Origin of the sequence: Ensifer sp. Root1252 (assembly GCF_001425885.1) — a bacterium.
Lineage (GTDB): Bacteria > Pseudomonadota > Alphaproteobacteria > Rhizobiales > Rhizobiaceae > Ensifer > Ensifer canadensis.
Map to the genome: position 1 here is coordinate 386210 of NZ_LMDT01000034.1, position 19466 is coordinate 405675.

Here is a 19466-nt window from a genome sequence, read left to right on the forward strand (position 1 = left end):
TTTGCTGGAGAACGCTGTCGGCTACCGCGGCCGGCGGCACTCGAAGGTGACAACCTCGTCGCCATGCTTCGGCGCGCTGCCGAAGTCGTAATTGCCGGAAACGACGAGATCGACGAAGCCGGCAGCACGCAGGGTCAGCGCCATTTCCTCCACGCCCCACCAGCGCATCGTCAAGAATTCGAGCTCGCTCGACGCCAGCTTGCCTTCGCACCAGAGTTCGTAGCGCAGATGCGACACGGTCGTCTGGGCGATCAGGTCGGCCTTGACCCGTTGGCTGGTCAGCGTCAGCAGGTCGCCCGCCTCGGTCTGCCAATTGCGGATGCTCGGCTGGGTGTCGGCGAAAAGATCATGCGGATACAGGTCGAAGATCAGGCGACCGCCCGGCCGAAGATGGTCTAGGAAACGTTTGACGGTCGCAATCGCCGTGGCATGGTCGGCGATCAGCTGCAGCGATCCGGCGGGAATGACGATCGCCTCGAAGCGCTCCTCATGGGCAAAGGCCTCGAAAGTCTGCTGCGATAGCGCCGGTGTCAGCGAGCGTTCCTTGCAATGCGCCCGGCAATAGCCGAGCATTTCTGGCGACGCGTCGAAGCCTCTGACGTCAAGGCCGGCTTCAAGCAGCGGAATCAGCGCGCGACCGTTGCCGACAGCCGGTTCCAGTATCGGGCCGGAACACTCGTTCAAACGCTCGAGATAATACTCGACGTCGCCGAAGGACTTTCCAATATATTTGTCTAAATTATAAACATGAGAGGCAAGCTTGCCGTAAGAATTGTTCAACATGCATTCGTCCAAACTGCTGAAGAAAGTGAAACGCCTATCCTATACAGCAGCATGCTCCGATGCGGTGTCGTTCAATTGTCACGCCGATCGCTTTTGTGATGCGACGAGCTTCGCGCATGGCACCATCGGCTGCGGCAAGCCGACGACAGTTCTGACTTGACAGCCGCCCCGGAAATCCGGGACGGACCCGCACGCTCAGCCAGGCATGCGGCAGACGGCACCGACGAGTTTTAGCACGAAGGGGCGGACTGTCAGCACGCAAAGGAAAGCGACCGGCATCGCCAGCGCATAGGTGCTGAGCACACGGCCGGGGTAGCCGGCATCGATACCGGTGTTTACGCCGACGATGACGCAGCACATCAGAAACGCCATGATCGCCGACATGAAGAAGGCAAAGGTAATCGGCACCGCCCGCGGTGGCAGCTTGCGGCTGCGCGCGATCCGCGGCGGTGGCATCGTATCTTCCATGGTGAGGATCTCCATAGCTTGCCCGCAGGGACCATCCCAGCGGCATGGCCGGCACTATACGGATGACGTCGCGCGGAGGTAGGCCATTGCAGCCTTGCTCAGAGTTAGGCAAAACCATCGAATGGGAATACACAGTCGATGGATGTCATTATGGATACGTTGCGCGGCATCGAGAGTTTCGTTCGAAGCGTGGAGGAAGGCAGTATCGCCGCGGCGGCGCGCAAACTCGGCATCACGCCGGCCTCGGCAAGCCAGAATATCGCCCGACTGGAGCGGGCGCTCGGCGCCAGACTGCTTAGCCGCACGACCCGGCAATTGGGCCTCACGGAAAGCGGCCGGGTCTATTTCGACCGGGTGCGCAGCGTTGTCCATGATCTCGAACTCGCAGCCGTTGCAGTCGCATCGCTGAGCCAGGAGCCGCGGGGATCGCTGAAGATCGCGTCCTCGGTCGCCTTCGGCCGTCATGTGGTGGCGCCTCTCGTGCCATCCTTTGCCGCACGCCATCCGGAGGTCTCGATCGAACTCGTCGTCACCGATCGGGAGATCGACCACATCGGCGAGGGCATCGATATCAGCGTGCGCTTCGGCCTGCAGCTGGAGCCTGGGCTGATTGCGCGCAAGCTTGCCTCGGTGCCGATGGTCATCTGTGCCTCCCCGTCCTACATCGAGCGGCGCGGCCGGCCCGAGCACCCGGAAGACCTGATCCATCATCATTGCCTCGTCTACCGCTATGCCGGGCACGGGCGAATCTTTCGCTGGGGTTTCGTGCGGGATGGACTGCGTTTTGAGCCGGAACTGAAGGCAACGATCGTTAGCAACGATATCGACACACTTGCCGAAATGGCGATCGCCGGCGCCGGCATCACGCGGCTCGGTGCCTTCATCGCAACGGACCTGATTGCGCGCGGCCTGCTTGTGCCGCTGTTCGGCGGCGCACCGCGCGAAGGCATTGCCAACACCGACCACGAGCCCTTCGACTTCTATGCCTGCTTCGTCGATCGCCAGGCGGAAACGCCGAAGGTTCGCGCCTTCATTGAGCATGCGGCGCAGTCCCTCAAAGGTCGGTGGTAGCCGTCACGATCGCGCAACATCCCGCCGTCAGGCGAGCTCTACCTGGGCGACATTCTGCGCGGCTTCCTTTGCAAGCTTTGCCTCGCGGCGAAGCTTGAGCTTGTAGCCGACTTCGACGATCGCATGGATCGCCGGGACGAATTCCTGACCGAGATCGCTCAGCCTGTATTCGACCGAAGGTGGCGATGTCGGCATGATCCGCCGTTCGATCGCACCCTTTTCCTCCATATCCTTCAGGCGCGTGCTCAGCACCTTCGCCGAAATGCCGGGAATATCGATCTTGAGTTCGCTGAAGCGGCGTGGACCGCCGCTCAGATACCAGATGATGTTGGGCGCCCAGGCGCCGCCAAGCATGACCATGCACTCCCCGACCGGGCAGGTCGGCGGCAATGCCGCAGCTCTATTCTTTCGAATTTTCAAGCTCATGGGCAAAATTCTCCAGTTACCGTGGGGAAACCGCAAACGTCGGTAACATAAAGTAATCTCATATACAAAAGTTATCGCTTCGGTTTAGGTTCCGCCGTCTTCGACAGAGACCATCATTGCAAAAGGAACATGGCCATGAAGCTTTATTACGCCCCCGGCGCCTGCTCGCTCTCGCCCCATATCAGCCTGCGCGAAGCGGGCGTCGAGTTCGAGATCGTCAAGGTCGATACCGCGACGCACCTCACCGAAAGCGGCGCCGATTTCAAGGCGGTCAACCCCAAGGGCTATGTGCCGGCACTGGTGCTCGAAACCGGCGACGTCGTCACCGAAGGTGCGGCCGTCGTGCAGTACATTGCCGATCGCTTTCCGAAGGCCGGGCTTGCCCCTGCCAACGGCACGCTGGAACGCACCCGCCTGCAGGAGCAGCTGAACTTCATCGCCTCCGAACTGCACAAGGCGTTCTCGCCGCTGTTCAGCAAGACGGCAAGCGTCGATGCCAAGGAGACGGCCGCGGCGCAGGTTTCCAAACGGCTCGGCAACGTCGAAACCCTGCTTTCCGATGGCCGCGCCCATCTGCTCGGCGAAGCCTTCTCCGTTGCCGACGCCTATCTCTTCACCGTCGTCAATTGGACCAGCGTCACCGGAATTTCGCTTAGCCCGTGGCCGCACCTGACGGCCTACATGCAGCGTGTTCGCGAGCGCCCGGCAGTGCAGGCAGCCATGAAGGCCGAAGGGCTGATCGCGGCATGAGCGGCACCCACAACGATCCGCACTTTGCGGCCGTCATCGATGTGCTCGGGCGCTACTTCGACGGGCTCTACCACAGCGACACGGCGATCCTGCGCGAGGTTTTTCACCCGAAAGCCCACTACGCCACCGCGACTGGGGGAGAACTGCTCGAACTCGACATGAACAGGTATTTCCCGATCGTCGACAAACGTCCCTCGCCGGCAAGCCGTGGCGAGGTGCGCGCAGACAGGATCGTCTCGATCGAATTTGCCGGCCCGGTGACGGCCTTCGCCAAGGTACAATGCGCAATCGGCGAGAAGGCGTTCACCGACTTCCTGTCGCTGATCTTCGTTGACGGACGCTGGCAGATCATCGCCAAGGTCTTTCACTACGACATCCGACAACCAGGCTAAGGAGCCAGCAATGCCCTATGTAAACATCAAGATCACCCGCGAAGGCGCGACCAGCGAACAGAAGGCGGCGCTCATCAAGGGCGTCACCGACCTGCTCGTCACGGTGCTCGACAAGAACCCGGCCACCACCTTCGTCGTCATCGACGAGGTGGCATTCGAAGACTGGGGCGTCGGTGGCCTGCCGGTGGAGGAATATCGAAAGCAACTGAAAGCAAAGAGCTAGTCGTTCCTCACTGCCTTGGGTCTGCCCAGCGAACGATCGAACGCTTGCCCGGTCGCGTTCCACTGCCTTCTCCCCACCGATGGGGAGAAGGAACCATCGACCGGCGAAGTCCTTTCCGCTTGATCGTCGCAGCCGGGCTCTCTATCTCATTGTCTCCCGCCGCATAAATCCCGGAGACACGCCTTGTCCGTTTTCAAGAACCTGCCCGAAGCTCCCGTCGCCGCGAAAAAGCCGGTGACCGATACGCGCCACGGCATCACCCGCACCGACGACTACGCTTGGCTGCGGGACGACAACTGGCAGGCAATGTTCAAGGATCCCTCGATCCTCAACCCTGACATCCGCAAGCATCTGGAGGCCGAAAACGCCTACATGAGCGCGGCGATGGACGACACCAAGGCGCTGCAGAAGACGCTGTTTGCCGAGATGCGCGGCCGCATCAAGGAAGACGACAGTTCGATACCGGTGAAAGATGGCCCCTTTGCCTATGGCAGCCTCTACGTAACCGGCGGCGAGCAGCCGCGTTACTTCCGCATCCCGCGCGACGCCGACAATAAGGACGAGACCATCCGGCAGGTGCTGCTTGACGGCGACAAGGAAGCCGAAGGCAAGTCCTATTTCCGCCTTGCAGGCCTCGACCACTCGACCGACCACAGCCGCGGCCTTTGGGGGTACGACGACAAGGGATCGGAATATTTCACGCTGAAGGTGCGCGACCTTTCGACCGGCGAGGATCTTGCCGACGTGATCGAGAACACCGGCGGCGGCGGCGCCTGGGCGCCTGATGGCAAGAGCTTCTTCTACACCGTGCTTGACGACAACCACCGTCCGTCGAAGATCTTCCACCACGTGCTCGGTACGCCCCAGGCGGACGATCGGCTGGTCTATGAAGAAAAGGACCCAGGTTTCTTCATGTCGGTCGGCGGATCGCTCCTCGACGACTTCATCTACATCGACATCAACGACCACGAGACCAGCGAGTATCGCCTGCTTTCGACCAAGGATCTCACGGCCGAGCCGAAGCTGGTCGCCGGTCGCGTCATCGGTCTCGAATATGCCATGACCGAAGGCGGCGACGTCTTCTACATCCTCACCAATGCCGACGGCGCCAAGGATTTCAAGATCATGGAAGCGCCGGTGGAAGCACCGGGCAAGGAGAACTGGCGCGAGGTCGTGGCCCATAGGCCGGGTACGCTGATCCTCAGCCACATGGCCTATGCCCGCCACCTCGTCTGGCTGCAGCGCCGCGACGGTCTGCCGGAAATCGTCATCCGCGACCGCAAGACCGGCGAAGAGCACGCGATCGCCTTTGCCGAGGAAGCCTATTCGCTTGGGCTCTCCGGCGCTGCCGAATACGACACCGACGTCATCCGCTTTTCCTATTCGTCGATGACGACGCCGTCGCAGCTCTTCGACTATGACATGGCGACGCGTAAGCGCACGCTGCTCAAGACACAGGAAGTACCATCAGGGCACAATCCCGACGACTATGTCACCCGCCGCGTCTTCGCGCCGTCCTGGGATGGAACGAAGGTGCCGGTGACGTTGCTTTATCGTAAGGATACGCCGCTCGACGGTTCGGCACCGTGCCTGCTCTATGGCTACGGCGCTTATGGCATCACCATTCCTGCCGGCTTCAATACCAACTGCCTGTCGCTCGCCGACCGTGGCTTCGTCTATGCCATCGCCCATATCCGCGGCGGCAAGGACCGGGGCTTCTCCTGGTATGAGGACGGCAAGATGGCCAAGAAGACCAACACCTTCAAGGACTTCATCGCCGCCGCTGACTATCTGAATCAGGAGAAGTTCACGTCCTACGCGAACATCGTCGCCGAAGGCGGATCGGCCGGCGGCATGCTGATGGGCGCCATCGCCAACATGGCTCCGGAAAAATTCACCGGCATCATCGCCGCGGTGCCCTTCGTCGACGTGCTCAACACCATGCTCGACGACACCCTGCCGCTGACCCCGCCGGAATGGCCGGAATGGGGCAATCCGATCGACAGCCCTGAGTTCTACGACATCATCGCCGGCTATTCGCCCTACGACAATGTCGGGGCAAAACCCTACCCTGCAATCCTTGCGCTCGGCGGCTTGACCGACCCGCGCGTGACCTATTGGGAACCGGCGAAATGGGTCGCCCGCCTGCGCGAAAAGACCACGGGCGTTGAGCCGATCCTGATGAAGACCAACATGGACGCCGGCCACGGCGGCGCCTCCGGCCGCTTCCAGCGACTTGAAGAGATCGCCTTCGAGTATGCCTTCGCCATCAAGGTCGCCGGCAGAATGTAAAACCTACAGCGCCGTGCGTCGTTTCAGACGCACAAAAGTCGCTGTCGCACTTTGAATGGTTGCATGTTTTAGCCTTAGGTCGGATACGATCTAAGGAAACATGCAAGAGGAGACGCACCATGCCCGTTCACGTCGCCCTCCTTCGTGCCATCAATGTCGGCGGGGCCGGCATGCTGGCGTTGGCCGACCTCAGAGCGATCTGCGAGGGGCTCGGCTTTAACGACGTGAAGACCTATATCCAGAGCGGCAACGTGCTGTTCCGCTCCGATTTGCCGGCGCCGGAGGCGGCGGCAAAACTCGATGCTGCGCTTGGCGAGAAGCTCGGCAAGGCGCCCGGCGTGATGATCCAGAACGCCAGGCAGCTGCAGACGGTTGCCGAGAACGCCCCCTTCCCCGACGCCAAGACCAATCTGCTGCATGTGGTCTTCCTGCCGAATGCGGCGCCGGCGGACGCGCTCGACAGGCTTGTCGCGCCCGACGGTGAGGAAGTGCAGGTCGCCGGGCACGAAATCTATGTGCACTATCCTGGTGGATCCGGGCGATCGAAGCTGAAGCTGCCGGCGTTGAAGCCGGGCACCGCGCGCAACCTCAATACGGTGCGCAAGCTCGCCGAAATGGCGCAGACCATGGAAGACGACAAAGACTGATGCTCACGGGGCTGCCGGCTGGAACAGCAGCCGGACAAAGGTGCGGAAGACCAGCAGCTGGGCGGGCAGGTTCTTAGGCTCCTTCAGCGCCTTCGACAGGATGATGCCACCCTCGATCACCGTTGAGACCATGTCGGCAAGCTGGTCGACATCCAGCGGCTCACGTGGCCGGTAGACCTGCATGATATCGCGGAACATCGCTCCGAAACGGCGGCGCCACATCAGCGCCGCTTGCCGATTGATCTCCTGTATGTCGCGGTCGAAGGCACGCTCGTGGCTACAGATCACCGCAACCAGGCAGCCGGGGTGACCGTTCGGAAGATCGGAGAGCAGTTCCGACAACAGCTTGAGGCCAAGCAGAAACGCCTGGAGCGGATCGTCCGCAAGCTCGCGCGCCCGGCTGAAGATCTCGTCATAGATCCGCTCGTCGTTTTCAACGTAGCGTTCGAGCAGCGCCTTCGCCAGCTCGTTCTTGTCGCGAAAATGGTAGAAGAAACCGCTCTTGGTGATACCGGTCTCGGCGATCAACTCATCGATCGAGGTCCCGCCAAATCCCTTCGCCAGCACCGAGACTTCGGCGGCGTCGAGAATCTTGGCGCGCGTTTCCTCACCCTTTCGCATTAGCCGTTTCCCTACCTTCGGTACAGTTTCCGCCAATGACATGGCGACCAGCGAGCAATGCCGCGGCAAATCGCAACCAGCAAGCCTATGATTTCACTGAGATATTTACGTATATTAGCAATAGTATACCTTAAGTCGCCTAGTTTAGAAGACGATAAAAAGGCAGAAATTTAACCATCCTTGCGGGAATGGGAGCGCTCCGCCGGGATCCAACGCTAGCAAAAAACGGGTGGAGACCGACATGGCCAAATACCGACGCAGCCTGCCGCTCATGAAAGGTGCAACCTTTCTCAGCGACGGCGGCATGGAAACGACGCTGATCTTTCACGAAGGCGTCGAGCTCCCGCACTTTGCCTCCTTCGTCCTGCTGTCGACGTCCGAAGGACGACGGCGGCTGCTAAACTACTACACGCGCTATCTCGACATCGCACAACACCACGGCACTGGCTTCGTGCTCGACTCTGCGACCTGGCGTGCGAGCGCCGACTGGGGCGCCAAGCTTGGCTATGATGCCAGGGCGCTCGCCGAACTGAACCAGGATGCCGTCTATTTGCTGACGGAACTGCGCGCCGAGTACGAGCGGCCGCGGGCCCCGATCGTGCTCAGCGGTGCGATCGGCCCGCGTGGCGACGGCTACAGGGCTGGTCGCATGAGCCCTGACGAGGCCGAGGATTATCATGCCGCACAGGTCGCTGCCTTCGCCGTCAGCGACGCCGACATGATTTGCGCCTATACGATCACCAATATCGACGAGGCAATCGGCATCGCCCGCTCGGCGCAGAGCCACGGCATGCCCTGCGCCATCTCGTTTACGGTGGAGACAGACGGGCGGCTGCCGAACGGCCGCGCGCTCAAGGATGCGATCGAGACCGTCGATGCGGCGACCGGCCGGTTTCCGCAATACTACATGATCAATTGCGCCCATCCCGACCACTTCGACGCGAGTCTCGATGCCGGTAGCGCCTGGGTCCACAGGATCGGCGGCATCCGCGCCAATGCCTCGACGAAAAGCCACAGCGAGCTCGACGAAAGCGAGACGCTCGATCCCGGCGATCCGACGGCGCTCGGCCAGCAGTATCGGATGCTGACCGATCGTTTGCCGCGACTGCGCGTTCTCGGTGGCTGCTGCGGCACCGACCACCGCCATATCGCGGCGATTTGCGAGGCCTGCCTATCGCCGACGGCGCTTAGCGCCTGAAACGAAGACGGTACTCGCCCTCCCGGCCCTCCCGCGAACGACCTCTCGCGGGAGGGCGCCGCCTCGTCTGTCAACCCTCGCGAAACGGGGACAGCTCGTGTAGACTTGGCGCGAAAGGGCGGTGGCCGGAAGTCCCGGCAGAAACCGCTGACCGCAGAACCATGAACTACGCGCCTCCTTCGCCGACCGCCGAAACCGACGTCTTTCGCTTCGACAACAGTTTTGCGCGGTTGCCGCAGCAGTTCTTCGCCCGTGTCGACCCGACACCGGTTGCCGAACCCTGGCTGATCAAGCTCAACCGGCCGCTTGCCGAAGAACTCGGCCTCGACGTCGACAGTCTCGGGCGCGACGGCGGGCAGATCTTTTCCGGCAACAGCGTGCCTGCCGGTGCCGCGCCGCTCGCCATGGCCTATGCCGGCCACCAGTTCGGCACCTTCGTGCCGCAGCTCGGCGATGGCCGCGCGATCCTTCTTGGCGAGGTCATCGATCGGAACGGGCAGAGGCGTGACATCCAGCTGAAGGGACCGGGACAGACCCCGTTCTCGCGACGCGGCGACGGGCGGGCAGCGCTTGGCCCGGTGCTGCGTGAATACATCGTCAGCGAAGCCATGTTCGCGCTCGGCATCCCGACGACGCGAGCGCTTGCCGCCGTGGTAACCGGCCAACCTGTTTATCGCGAGCAGATCCTGCCGGGTGCCGTCTTTACCCGTGTTGCGGCAAGTCACATCCGCGTCGGCACCTTCCAGTTTTTTGCGGCGCGCGGCGACATGGCTTCGGTCCAGGCCCTGGCCGACTATGCGATCGACCGCCACTACCCGGAGGTACGGGATGACGAGCGCCCCTATCTCGCCTTCTTCAAGGCGGTGGTCGCGCGGCAGGCGGTATTGATTGCCCGCTGGCTGCATGTCGGCTTCATCCATGGCGTCATGAACACCGACAACATGACGATCTCGGGTGAGACCATCGACTTCGGCCCCTGCGCCTTCATGGATGCCTACGATCCGAAGAAGGTGTTCTCCTCGATCGATCAGTTCGGACGCTACGCCTATGCGAGCCAGCCGGCGATCGGCCAATGGAACCTGACGAGGCTTGCCGAGACGCTGGTGCCGCTCTTTGATCCGGTGGCGGCGACCGCGGTCGATCTCGCGAACGATGCGCTCGGCGAATATGGCGCGATCTTCCAGCGGCATTGGCTCGACGGCATGCGCCGCAAGATCGGGCTTGTCGGCGAGGAGGAAGGCGACCTTGATCTCGTCCAGGCGCTGCTGACGGCGATGCATCACGGTGAAGCCGACTTCATCCTCACCTTCCGCCGGCTTTGCGACTGTGCGGCCGATCCAGCGGCGGACGCTGCCCTGATATCCCTGTTCACCGACCCTGCCAGGATTGCCTCATGGCTTGCCGATTGGCGACAGCGCCTGGAGCGAGAGCCCGGCGCAGCAGGCGAGCGCACCGTGGCAATGAGGGCGGTCAACCCGGCCTATATTCCGCGCAACCACCGTATCGAACAGGCGATTGCAGCAGCGACGGAAGATGCCGACTTCTCGCTGTTCGAAGCGCTCGTCGACGTGACGTCCAAGCCCTACGAAGACCAGCCGCGTTTTACCGCCTATGCCGATCCGCCGCAGCCGGAAGAGGAAGTGCGGCAAACCTTCTGCGGCACGTGAGGTAAATCGACGGCAGCATAGTGCGCGCGCCCGGTAGTCGTGGCCTATGGCTTTCGGCCATAGGCCGACAGGAATATCCGCACGCTTTCCCTTGCGTGGGCGCGAAGAGCACCGGCATCGGGAATCGCCCGATCGCCGAGCAGCATGGCATCGTTGACGGGCTCGCCCATCACCAGCCAGTTGAAGAAGGACGCAGCGGCGCGCAGGTCCTGCGCCTCGACATCGCCGGCCTCGCGGTAATGAGCAAGGGCCTTTCTGAGCCTGTCGATCGAACGACGCGGCCCCTTCGCATGCAGTCTTTTGCCCAATTCCGGAAAGCGTTCCGCCTCGCCAATCACCAGGCGCCGCAGTTGCATCAGCCGCGGCGTCATGACGATCGCCAGCTGCTGCTCGGCGAAATCGAGCAGAAAATCCTCGATCGGGCGCCCATCTATGGGATCGGCGACCTGCTCCTCCAGCTCATCACCGGCCACGCCCGTCATGCCGGTGACAATATCGAGGAAGAGCGCCTCCTTGGTTCCGAAGTGGGCATAAACGGTCTGTTTCGACACGACGGCCATCGCCGCCACCTCGTCCATGTTGGTCGCGAGGAACCCGCGCTGCAGAAACAGCTCAGTGGCGGCAGTCAGGATGGACTGGCGCTTTCTCGTCATTCGCGTCTCGACGGGATTCGTCATTCTCAACCACGACCTCTCAGATGAGCACGCGATAGCACAAGTTCCTGACTACAGCGCCGCGCGTCTTATTAGGCGCGCAAAGGTCGCAGTAGCACGACCGCATTGACAAATCAAACTGGACGGTACAGTTTGATTTCTTATGAAGGCGGAGACGGCGGGTGAGCAAGAGCGAAAACCGGACCTTGAATGCGCAATGCAACTGCGGGCGGGTGCAGATGCACGCCGTCGGCAGGCCGATCGTGGCGACCGCCTGCTATTGCGCGAGCTGCCGGAAGGCAGGCGCACTGCTCGAGGCAATACCCGGCGCCGCACCAGTACTCAACAGCGATGGGTCCACGGACTTCGTGCTCTTCCGCAAGGATCGGATAGACTGCGTGCGTGGGGCCGATCAGCTTCGCGAGCACCGGCTGACGCCGACGTCGAAGACCCGCCGTGTCGTCGCCACCTGCTGCAATGCGCCGATGTTTCTCGAGTTTACCAGCGGCCATTGGCTGACGCTCTACCGGCATCGTCTCGACAAGGACGCCCGCCCACCCCTGTCCGCCCTCACGATCGCGGAAGCCAAGCAGAAGCTGCTGCCATTGCTGCCGGACGATCTTTTTCCAGGCGGCGCGAAGGCCGGTTGGTGGCTGAAGGCCGTCCAGCTCGATCTCGAGGCCAAGGGCGTGCTGCGTCGGGAAAACACCAAACCGCTGCGCCTTCGGCTCGCTTAGTCAGCCGAGCAAATTCTCTCACGACCGCGCGGTGAGCGCGCGACAGTGATCGTCTGCCGCGTGACGACGGCTGCCCCCTCACATCAAAGCAGCAAAGCGTCACTCGATCCCTCGGCGCGCAACTTCATTGCGGGCACCCTAATTTTTTGCGCTGCGAAATTATGGCTATTGAAAGGCAGGACCGGCGCGTTAGGTGCTAGGGGGCGGGCAGTCGCGTGACTTGCCCAAGCCCGATCTGACGGCCGCGGCCTCCTTCGCGACCGCCGACCCCGAAACCGATTTTTTCCCGCGCGGCCGCTCATTCGCGCCGCCTCAATGAAAAAGCCGTGCCACGGCGCCGTTCTTCAATTCGGGAGTTCCCACCATGCTCATTCTGGCGGCCATCGTCTTCGCCCTCATTGGCCTTGCGCTCGGCGGCGGCGGAGCCAAGCTCCTGATGCTTGGCGGCAGTCCCTATTATCTCATCGCCGGCATCGGCTTCCTGCTGACGGCCATCCTTCTCTTCATGCGCAAGGCCGCCGCCATCTGGCTTTATACGCTCGTCATCCTTGGCTCGCTCACCTGGGCCGTCTGGGAAGTCGGTTTCGACTGGTGGCAACTGGGCCCTCGTGGCGGCATCATCGTGCTGCTCGGCCTGTGGCTGATGCTACCGGCGGTCCGGCGTCCGCTCGGATTTGAGAGCCCGACAGGAGAACGGTATGCCGCCAGTGCCTGGCCGCTGGCGCTTGCCGTGCTCGTGTCGATCGGCATTGCCGGCTACTCGATGACCCAGGATCCGCACGACATCCGCGGCGATCTGCCGAGCGACGTGGTCGCCGCCAATCCGCCTCTCGGCGGCAACGTACCATCAGGAGAATGGCATCAATACGGGCGCACGCCATTCGGTCAGCGTTATGCGCCGCTCGATCAGATCACGCCCGAAAATGTCGCCAATCTCAAGGTCGCCTGGCAATATCAGACGGGCGACATCAAACGCCCCGAAGACGTGGGCGAGACCACCTATCAGGTGACGCCGATCAAGGTGAAGGACACGCTCTTTGCCTGCACGCCGCACAACTGGGCGATCGCGCTTGACGCGGCGACCGGCGAAGAGAAGTGGAAATATGACAGCAACTCCGGCATGAACCCTGACCGGCAGCACCAGACCTGCCGCGGCGTCACCTATTGGGCCGACCCGGCGGCAACCGCCGGCAGCGTCTGCGCCGAGCGGGTCTATCTGCCGACATCCGATGCCCGCCTGATCGCGCTCGATGCGGCAACCGGCGCCGTCTGCACCGGCTTTGCCGACAACGGTGTGCTGCACCTCGAAAAGGGCATGAAATACAATCCGGCCGGTTATTACTACTCGACCTCGCCGCCGGTTGCGGTTGCCGGAAAGCTGATCATTGGCGGCGCCGTCAACGACAACTATTCCACCCAGGAGCAATCCGGCGTCATCCGCGCCTTCGACATCAACACCGGCGCGCTCATTTGGAACTGGGACAGCGGCAATCCCGATGTAGCGACGCCGCTTGCCGAGGGCCAGACCTACAGCACCAACTCGCCCAACAGCTGGTCGGTATTCAGCTACGACGAGGGCCTTGGCCTCGTCTATATTCCCATGGGCAACCAGGTGCCGGACCAGCTCGGCATGGGGCGCAGCGAGCACGTGGAGAAATATTCCTCCTCCATCGTCGCGCTCGATATCAACTCCGGTGCTGTGCGTTGGGTGCAACAGACGGTGCACCACGACCTCTGGGACATGGACGTGCCCGCACAACCGGCACTGCTCGACGTCACCAAGGAGGATGGCACGGTCGTGCCGGCACTCGTCGGTCCGACGAAGCAGGGCGACATCTATGTGCTCGATCGACGGAGCGGCGAGCCGATCATCCCGATTGCGGAAGTCGCGGCACCCAAGGGCGCAATCCCGGAAGATTTTACCGCACCGACCCAGCCGGTCTCCGGCCTGACCTTCATGCCCGCCCCGCTGCAAGAGCGGAACATGTGGGGCGTGACGATGTTCGATCAGCTCGCCTGCCGCATATCGTTCCGCTCGTTGAAATACGAGGGTCGCTATACGCCGCCGTCGCTTGAGGGAACGCTCGTCTATCCCGGCAACTTCGGCACGTTCAACTGGGGCTCGGTCGCGGTCGACCCGGAGCGACAGGTGATGTTCGGCATGCCGACCTACCTCGCCTTCACCTCTCGTCTCGTTCCGCGCGATCAGATCCCGCCGAAGGGCCAGGACGAAAAGGGATCCGAGCAAGGCCTCAACCGCAACGACGGCGCGCCCTATGGCGTCTTCATGGGCCCGTTCCTCGGCCCGCTAAAAATCCCCTGCCAGGCGCCGCCATGGGGCTATGTTGCCGGTGCCGACCTCAGGACCGGCAAGATCGCCTACAAACACAAGAACGGCACCGTCGAGGACATGACGCCTTTGCCGCTGCCCTTCAAAGTCGGCGTTCCCGGCATCGGCGGACCGATGATCACCAAGGGCGGCGTCGCCTTCCTTGGGGCGGCAGTCGACGATTATCTGCGCGCCTATGACGTGACGACCGGCGAACAGCTCTGGGAGGCGCGCCTTCCGGCCGGCGGCCAGTCGACGCCGATGAGCTACACGGTCGGCGACAAGCAATATGTGGTGATCGTCGCCGGCGGCCACGGCTCGGTCGGCACAAAGCCCGGAGACTACGTCATCGCCTATACCCTACCCTAAAACGCGAAAAGGCATCCCTAATTCTCGCTAATGGGTTGCATCGGCAAGCCCCGCGCAAGCCACCAGAAGCAGCCTCCCCCGGACAGCAGATTCCGGGGGCTTCCCATGAAGATCGATAGCAGCATCTCCAACTATTATTTCTCGCAGCGCCGTGCCCAATCGGGAACGGTCATGCCGCTCGAAGAAACTGGCGGCGGTGACACGCGCCCGCGGCTCTCGCCGACCATTGCGCCGGCATCCACGTCGGCCTCGCTATCGAACGCCTTCTGGATCAGCGCATCCCGGGAAGAAGAGGCCAAGCCTTCGATCGGAAGCGGCGAACAGACCGCCTCCGGCGATTCAGTCAGCGACGAATTCCTGAAACGCGCCAAGATGAGCCTGGCGGAACAGATCCGTGCACAGATCCTGGAAGCGCATGGCATCACCGAAGACGAGCTGAAGGCGATGGATCCGGAGCAGCGCGAAGCGATCGAGGAGGAAATCCGCAAGGCGGTCGAACGCGCGATGGGCATCGACCAGCAGCGCGACGATACCGCATCCGATATCGCCGACGGAAGCGCCGCATGAATCGCCTGCAAGCTTCAACGCGACGACATTTCTGGGGCTTCATGCCCGGAATGCTGTAGATCGCCTTGACTATAACAATGCTGGACGTCGCAGCGGCCAGGTTATCAGATTGAAGACAGCTGAAGACGCCATGACCAGTGCTCACCTGACGATCGGCGGTTAGACCATCTCCGCCGCCATCCGGCCGACATCGGCAAAGACGGTGTTCAGCTCAGCCAGCGGCGCCGTCGCCTCAGCGATGTAGACCGCGATCAGGAGCGGTCCCCTACCCTCGGGCCAAACGATGGCGATGTCAGACGCGGCGCCGTTGCCGTTGGTTCCCGTCTTGTCGCCGACCTTCCAGGCCTTCGGCAGGCCGGCGCGGATGCGCAGGTCGCCAGTGGTATTGGCGACCATCCACTCGATCAACAGCTTGCGCGACGCTTCCGCCAGCACGGGGCCGAAAGCAAGATTGCCGAGCGTCTCCAGCATTGCGGCAGGCGTGGTCGTGTCGCGTGGGTCACCCACTTTCGCCTCGTTGAGTGCGGGCTCGTTCCGGTCGAGGCGCGTGGTCTCATCGCCGATCGTGCGCAACCAGGCGGTCAGCGCCGGCGGACCGCCGAAATTTTCCAGCAAAAGGTTTGCCGCCGCGTTGTCGCTTGTCGTCAACGTCGCGGCACAGAGTTCGGCGATCGTCATGCCCTCGCCGCCGACATGCTTCTCGGTTACCGGCGAATGGGCGACGATATCCTTCTGCGCAACGACGATACGGCGATCAAGCTTTTCGGCGCCCTGATCCGCACGGGCGAGCGCGAATCCCGCCGCCAGCGTCTTGAAGCTCGAGCACATGGCGAAACGCTCGCTCTCGCGGCGGCCGAACGACACGTTGGTTTCCATATCGAGAACGGAAACGCCAAGCCGTCCGCCCGTGCGCTTTTCGAGTTCGGCAAGGCGTGTATCGACATCGCCGCCGGTGGCGGCTTTTGCGGCCGGGCCGAGGGCGATTGCCGGATAGATCAGCGCGGAGCCGACGAGCAATTGGCGGCGATTGATGAGCAGCGGCACGTGTTCCTCCGTCGTGCGCCACGCATATATGCCGACGCCTCTAACTAACTGTTGCAAAACATGCATTCGGATCGACGCTGGGCCGAATCGAGTGCCGTGCAGATCGCTAGGCGGTGATTGTGGCGTCCTTGTGCCACCTTTTTTCGAATGAGAGGATGACGGCCCGAATGTCTCGATTCGACGGTTGCGGCTCAACAGAGCGGACTGGTATGAAGTCGCAACAAAACAGGGATACTGATCCGTGCGCCTGATCCGTTAGCGACGCTCACCGGCAAGAAAGAACCACCGACGCCAAGGCCGCCTCGCGGCACCGTTTGGCGTGGGCATTTTTTTAAGGCCGATGAGAGCGCCAACCATTGAGCCATCGTTCTCCGGCCGTTTGCAGGATCATATCCATGACAACGACCAGTTCATCCCTGCCTGAAACCGGTAGCCTGCGCGCCGGTCCGTTCGAGCTCGGCTATCGCATCGAGGGCAGCGGCATGCCGCTGCTCGTCATTGGCAGCGCCGCCTACTATCCCAGTACCTTCTCGAAGCAACTGCGCCAGCGGACAAAGCTCCATTTCATCGATCACCGCGGCTTCGCGCCGGCGCATGCGTCCTACACGCGCGATGATATCGGCTTCGACGTGGTCCTCGACGATATCGAGTGGATGCGCCGGCATCTCGGTCTCGATCGCTTCGCCGTCCTCGGGCACTCCGGCCACGGCTACATGGCGCTCGAATACGCCAAACGCCATCCCCAGAATATCAGCCACGTGATCATGGTCGGCACCGGACCGAGCCATTCCGCCGCGCATACGGCGCTTGCCGATCGCCGGTGGGAGGAGCTGGTCGCGCCGGAGCGCAAGGCGATCTTCGAGCGCGAGATGGCCGAACTTGGCACCGATATCGCCGCCCGACCGGAGGAGCGGTTCAAGTCGCTGCTCATCCGTCTTGGCGCCAAGAGCTGGCATCTACCCGCCTTCGACGCGGCACCGCTATGGCGTGATGTCACCGTCAACAATCCCGTCTTCGACCATCTCTGGGGCGAAGTGTTTCGCGACATCGATATTCGGGACGGGCTCGACCGGCTTGCGATGCCGGTGCTCTTGGCACTCGGGCAATGCGATTATCTCGTTGCGCCGGCCGAGACCTGGGACGCCTATCGCCGGGACTTTCCGGATCTGACGGTCCGCATGTTCGAAAAAAGCGGCCACACACCGCAGCTTGAGGAAAGCGATCTCTTCGACGAGACGCTGCTTGCCCTTCTCGCACGCTAACCGGCATCGCCAAGGGAAAGGCCCGATCGGGCCTTTCCTCCCAGCCCCACATTGACCGTCGCCGGAAAGCGATTATCTAATGCTCCAGAAGCTATAGGTTTGGAGCATGGACATGTATTCGATCGGCGATCTCTCCCGCCGCACGGGCGTAAAAATTCCGACAATCCGCTACTACGAGCAGATGGGGTTGATTGCGGCCCCGGAACGCTCCGAAGGCAACCAGCGGCGCTACGAGAAACGCGAACTCGAACGTCTCGCCTTCGTCCGCCATGCACGCGATCTGGGGCTTTCGATCGAATCGATCCGCGATCTGCTGGCCTTGAGCCAGCATCCGGAGCGCCCCTGCGGCGAAGCAGACCGTATCGCCAGGGAACACCTGATCACCGTGCGGGAGAAAATCGCCCAGTTGCAGAAACTGGAACGCGAGCTCGAGCGCATCGTCGCCTGCAACGGCGACCACACGATCGGCGATTGCTACGTCATCCGTGCGCTTGCAGACCATTCCATGTGCGACAGCGACCATTGAGCGCCGGCGCGAGGCTGCAGACTTGGGCCGACTTCGAACGGAGTCGCGACCCGTCTCCAACTCAGTGCAAAAATCCCCGTTGACAAAAGCGCGGAAACGGACAATCTACGCACATGATCAAGAACGCACCCATCTGCCGCGCGTATTTTTGGCTGTTCCCATAGGAGCGGCCTGCTGATCAATTTCAACAAGGCCGCCATCAGGCGGCTTTTGTTTTTCACGGCACCTGATGGCTAGAGAACCATGAGGAGCCGACAATGCTACAGACCGCCATCCCCTCTCTCCATCCTCTGCCATCGACGCGGCCGCCGATGGTGACGATCCGTTGCGCCAAACAGCGCGACCTTCCCGAACTGCGCGAAATGATCGCGGAACTCGCCGCCCATCACGGCGACGCAGCCCCGATCACGCCGGAGCAGCTCGAGCGCGACCTCTTCGGTCGCACGCCCTGGATCACCGCGCTTGTCGCGGAGGCCGGCAACCGACTGATCGGCTACGCCATCCTCGTGCCGATCTACCGGGCTGCGGAAGGCGCGCGCGGCATGGAGCTGCATCATCTCTTCGTGCGCTCCGACAATCGCGGCACCGGCATCGGCCGCCACCTCGTCGCCAAGGCGCGCGAACAGGCGAAGATGGCCGGCTGCGATTACCTGTCGGTCAGCGCCGCCACGGGTAATTTCAAGGCCCATCACTTCTACGAATCCGAGCGCTTCGTACCTCGCCCGGTAACGGGCATGCGCTATATGCAGAAACTTGGCTGAGGATGAGGCGATGCGGCTTGCAATCGTGCTTCATGAAGGGTTTGCGGATTGGGAATGCGCGTTGTTGATGGCGACGGCGCGCGCTCACCTCGGCGTCGATATCGACGTCGCCACCCTGGACGGCGCGGCAGTCACGTCGATGGGCGGGCTCGACGTCTCCGCGCATCTGTCGATCGACGCGCTCGACCCCGCGGGCTTCGATGGCCTGGTGATCTGCGGCGGCGCGATCTGGGGAACCGCCGACGCCCCCGACCTCTCCACCACGATCCGCTCCTTCCATCGGCAGGAACGGCTGGTCGCCGCCATCTGCGGCGGCGTCGATGCGCTGGCGTCGAGCGGAATTCTCGACGCCACGGATCACACCGGAAACAGCGCGGACAGCCTTGCGTCACTCCGCGGCTATCACGGACACGGCTCCTATCGCGATCAGCCGCAGGCTCTCAGCCACAACCGTGTGGTCACGGCTGCCGGCACGGCGCCGGTCACCTTTGCGGTCGAGATCTTTCGCGCGCTCGGTCTCGGCTCGCCCGAACTCGACGGCTATGCAGCGCTTTATGGCCGGGAACATGCGGCAGCAACGACAGCCGCATGAGCAAGTTAAAGCGCATCACGATCTCTACAGCGCCGCGCGTCTTATTAGACGCGCAAAGGTCGCTGTAGCACTTTGAATGGCTGCATGT

Annotated in this window: 21 protein-coding genes; 15 read left to right on the plus strand and 6 right to left on the minus strand. The window is 62.3% G+C overall.

Features of this window, described 5'->3' with window-relative positions; translation table 11 throughout:
• Nucleotides 1-21 precede the first annotated feature (21 nt).
• Together ASD02_RS28610 and ASD02_RS28615 are read right to left on the minus strand one after the other, a co-directional pair.
• Entirely contained in the window at nucleotides 22-783 is a 762-nt protein-coding gene (locus ASD02_RS28610) for a class I SAM-dependent methyltransferase (protein WP_225906455.1), read from the minus strand.
• Nucleotides 784-978: 195 nt separating this feature from the next.
• Complete coding sequence (locus ASD02_RS28615; protein ID WP_025426304.1) at nucleotides 979-1251, minus strand: DUF2798 domain-containing protein; 273 nt, start codon at nucleotides 1249-1251, stop codon at nucleotides 979-981.
• Between the two features lie 150 nt (nucleotides 1252-1401).
• Between ASD02_RS28615 and ASD02_RS28620 the strand changes: the two genes are divergently transcribed.
• Nucleotides 1402-2322 carry a LysR family transcriptional regulator gene (locus tag ASD02_RS28620; RefSeq protein WP_025426303.1) on the plus strand — a complete coding sequence of 307 codons (921 nt, stop codon included), beginning with the start codon at nucleotides 1402-1404 and terminating at the stop codon, nucleotides 2320-2322.
• A gap of 27 nt (nucleotides 2323-2349) precedes the next feature.
• Here ASD02_RS28620 and ASD02_RS28625 read toward each other — a convergent pair whose 3' ends face one another.
• Nucleotides 2350-2748 (minus strand): helix-turn-helix domain-containing protein, encoded by a 399-nt coding sequence (locus ASD02_RS28625; protein ID WP_025426302.1) that lies wholly within the window; start codon nucleotides 2746-2748, stop codon nucleotides 2350-2352.
• 135 nt (nucleotides 2749-2883) lie between these two features.
• Between ASD02_RS28625 and gstA the strand changes: the two genes are divergently transcribed.
• The 5 genes from gstA to ASD02_RS28650 all read left to right on the plus strand — a co-directional run bounded on the left by gstA (nucleotide 2884) and on the right by ASD02_RS28650 (nucleotide 7052).
• Nucleotides 2884-3498 carry a glutathione transferase GstA gene (gene gstA / locus ASD02_RS28630; protein WP_025426301.1) on the plus strand — a complete coding sequence of 205 codons (615 nt, stop codon included), beginning with the start codon at nucleotides 2884-2886 and terminating at the stop codon, nucleotides 3496-3498.
• Nucleotides 3495-3890, plus strand: a complete 396-nt coding sequence (locus ASD02_RS28635) for a nuclear transport factor 2 family protein (protein ID WP_025426300.1) — start codon at nucleotides 3495-3497, stop codon at nucleotides 3888-3890. The genes gstA and ASD02_RS28635 overlap by 4 nt, the downstream gene beginning before the upstream one ends.
• A gap of 10 nt (nucleotides 3891-3900) precedes the next feature.
• Nucleotides 3901-4113: a 4-oxalocrotonate tautomerase family protein gene (locus ASD02_RS28640; protein WP_025426299.1), complete on the plus strand. Its 213-nt coding sequence runs from the start codon at nucleotides 3901-3903 to the stop codon at nucleotides 4111-4113.
• A 183-nt stretch (nucleotides 4114-4296) separates the two neighbouring features.
• Nucleotides 4297-6405: a S9 family peptidase gene (locus tag ASD02_RS28645; RefSeq protein ID WP_057221498.1), complete on the plus strand. Its 2109-nt coding sequence runs from the start codon at nucleotides 4297-4299 to the stop codon at nucleotides 6403-6405.
• Nucleotides 6406-6524: 119 nt separating this feature from the next.
• On the plus strand, nucleotides 6525-7052 hold the full coding sequence (locus tag ASD02_RS28650; protein WP_057221499.1) for a DUF1697 domain-containing protein: 528 nt from the start codon (nucleotides 6525-6527) through the stop codon (nucleotides 7050-7052).
• 3 nt (nucleotides 7053-7055) lie between these two features.
• Here ASD02_RS28650 and ASD02_RS28655 read toward each other — a convergent pair whose 3' ends face one another.
• The gene (locus ASD02_RS28655; protein WP_025426296.1) at nucleotides 7056-7673 is read right to left on the minus strand and encodes a TetR/AcrR family transcriptional regulator; all 618 of its coding nucleotides are present in this window, start codon (nucleotides 7671-7673) and stop codon (nucleotides 7056-7058) included.
• Nucleotides 7674-7914: 241 nt separating this feature from the next.
• Between ASD02_RS28655 and ASD02_RS28660 the strand changes: the two genes are divergently transcribed.
• Together ASD02_RS28660 and ASD02_RS28665 are read left to right on the plus strand one after the other, a co-directional pair.
• Nucleotides 7915-8871 (plus strand): homocysteine S-methyltransferase family protein, encoded by a 957-nt coding sequence (locus ASD02_RS28660; protein ID WP_025426295.1) that lies wholly within the window; start codon nucleotides 7915-7917, stop codon nucleotides 8869-8871.
• 161 nt (nucleotides 8872-9032) lie between these two features.
• Nucleotides 9033-10538 (plus strand): protein adenylyltransferase SelO, encoded by a 1506-nt coding sequence (locus ASD02_RS28665; RefSeq protein WP_025426294.1) that lies wholly within the window; start codon nucleotides 9033-9035, stop codon nucleotides 10536-10538.
• Nucleotides 10539-10582: 44 nt separating this feature from the next.
• Here ASD02_RS28665 and ASD02_RS28670 read toward each other — a convergent pair whose 3' ends face one another.
• A complete protein-coding gene (locus tag ASD02_RS28670; RefSeq protein WP_225906244.1) occupies nucleotides 10583-11191 on the minus strand; it encodes a TetR/AcrR family transcriptional regulator in 609 nt (202 codons plus the stop codon).
• A gap of 182 nt (nucleotides 11192-11373) precedes the next feature.
• Here ASD02_RS28670 and ASD02_RS40090 point away from each other — a divergent pair, with 182 nt between their 5' ends.
• The 3 genes from ASD02_RS40090 to ASD02_RS28685 all read left to right on the plus strand — a co-directional run bounded on the left by ASD02_RS40090 (nucleotide 11374) and on the right by ASD02_RS28685 (nucleotide 15193).
• Nucleotides 11374-11928: a hypothetical protein gene (locus ASD02_RS40090; protein ID WP_057221500.1), complete on the plus strand. Its 555-nt coding sequence runs from the start codon at nucleotides 11374-11376 to the stop codon at nucleotides 11926-11928.
• A gap of 364 nt (nucleotides 11929-12292) precedes the next feature.
• Nucleotides 12293-14626 carry a glucose/quinate/shikimate family membrane-bound PQQ-dependent dehydrogenase gene (locus ASD02_RS28680; protein ID WP_025426290.1) on the plus strand — a complete coding sequence of 778 codons (2334 nt, stop codon included), beginning with the start codon at nucleotides 12293-12295 and terminating at the stop codon, nucleotides 14624-14626.
• 105 nt (nucleotides 14627-14731) lie between these two features.
• Complete coding sequence (locus ASD02_RS28685) at nucleotides 14732-15193, plus strand: hypothetical protein (protein ID WP_025426289.1); 462 nt, start codon at nucleotides 14732-14734, stop codon at nucleotides 15191-15193.
• A 159-nt stretch (nucleotides 15194-15352) separates the two neighbouring features.
• Here the strand turns inward: ASD02_RS28685 and bla are convergent, their stop codons facing one another.
• Complete coding sequence (gene bla, locus ASD02_RS28690) at nucleotides 15353-16237, minus strand: class A beta-lactamase (RefSeq protein ID WP_025426288.1); 885 nt, start codon at nucleotides 16235-16237, stop codon at nucleotides 15353-15355.
• Nucleotides 16238-16632: 395 nt separating this feature from the next.
• On the opposite strand from bla, the gene ASD02_RS28695 reads away from it, so the two are divergent.
• From ASD02_RS28695 to ASD02_RS28710, 4 genes are all read left to right on the plus strand, one after another.
• The gene (locus ASD02_RS28695) at nucleotides 16633-17499 is read left to right on the plus strand and encodes an alpha/beta hydrolase (protein ID WP_025426287.1); all 867 of its coding nucleotides are present in this window, start codon (nucleotides 16633-16635) and stop codon (nucleotides 17497-17499) included.
• Between the two features lie 112 nt (nucleotides 17500-17611).
• Nucleotides 17612-18025, plus strand: coding sequence for a helix-turn-helix domain-containing protein (locus tag ASD02_RS28700; protein WP_025426286.1), 414 nt, complete (start codon nucleotides 17612-17614; stop codon nucleotides 18023-18025).
• Between the two features lie 257 nt (nucleotides 18026-18282).
• Nucleotides 18283-18786: a GNAT family N-acetyltransferase gene (locus ASD02_RS28705; protein WP_025426285.1), complete on the plus strand. Its 504-nt coding sequence runs from the start codon at nucleotides 18283-18285 to the stop codon at nucleotides 18784-18786.
• 10 nt (nucleotides 18787-18796) lie between these two features.
• Nucleotides 18797-19378, plus strand: a complete 582-nt coding sequence (locus tag ASD02_RS28710; RefSeq protein ID WP_025426284.1) for a DJ-1/PfpI family protein — start codon at nucleotides 18797-18799, stop codon at nucleotides 19376-19378.
• Nucleotides 19379-19466: the final 88 nt, after the last annotated feature.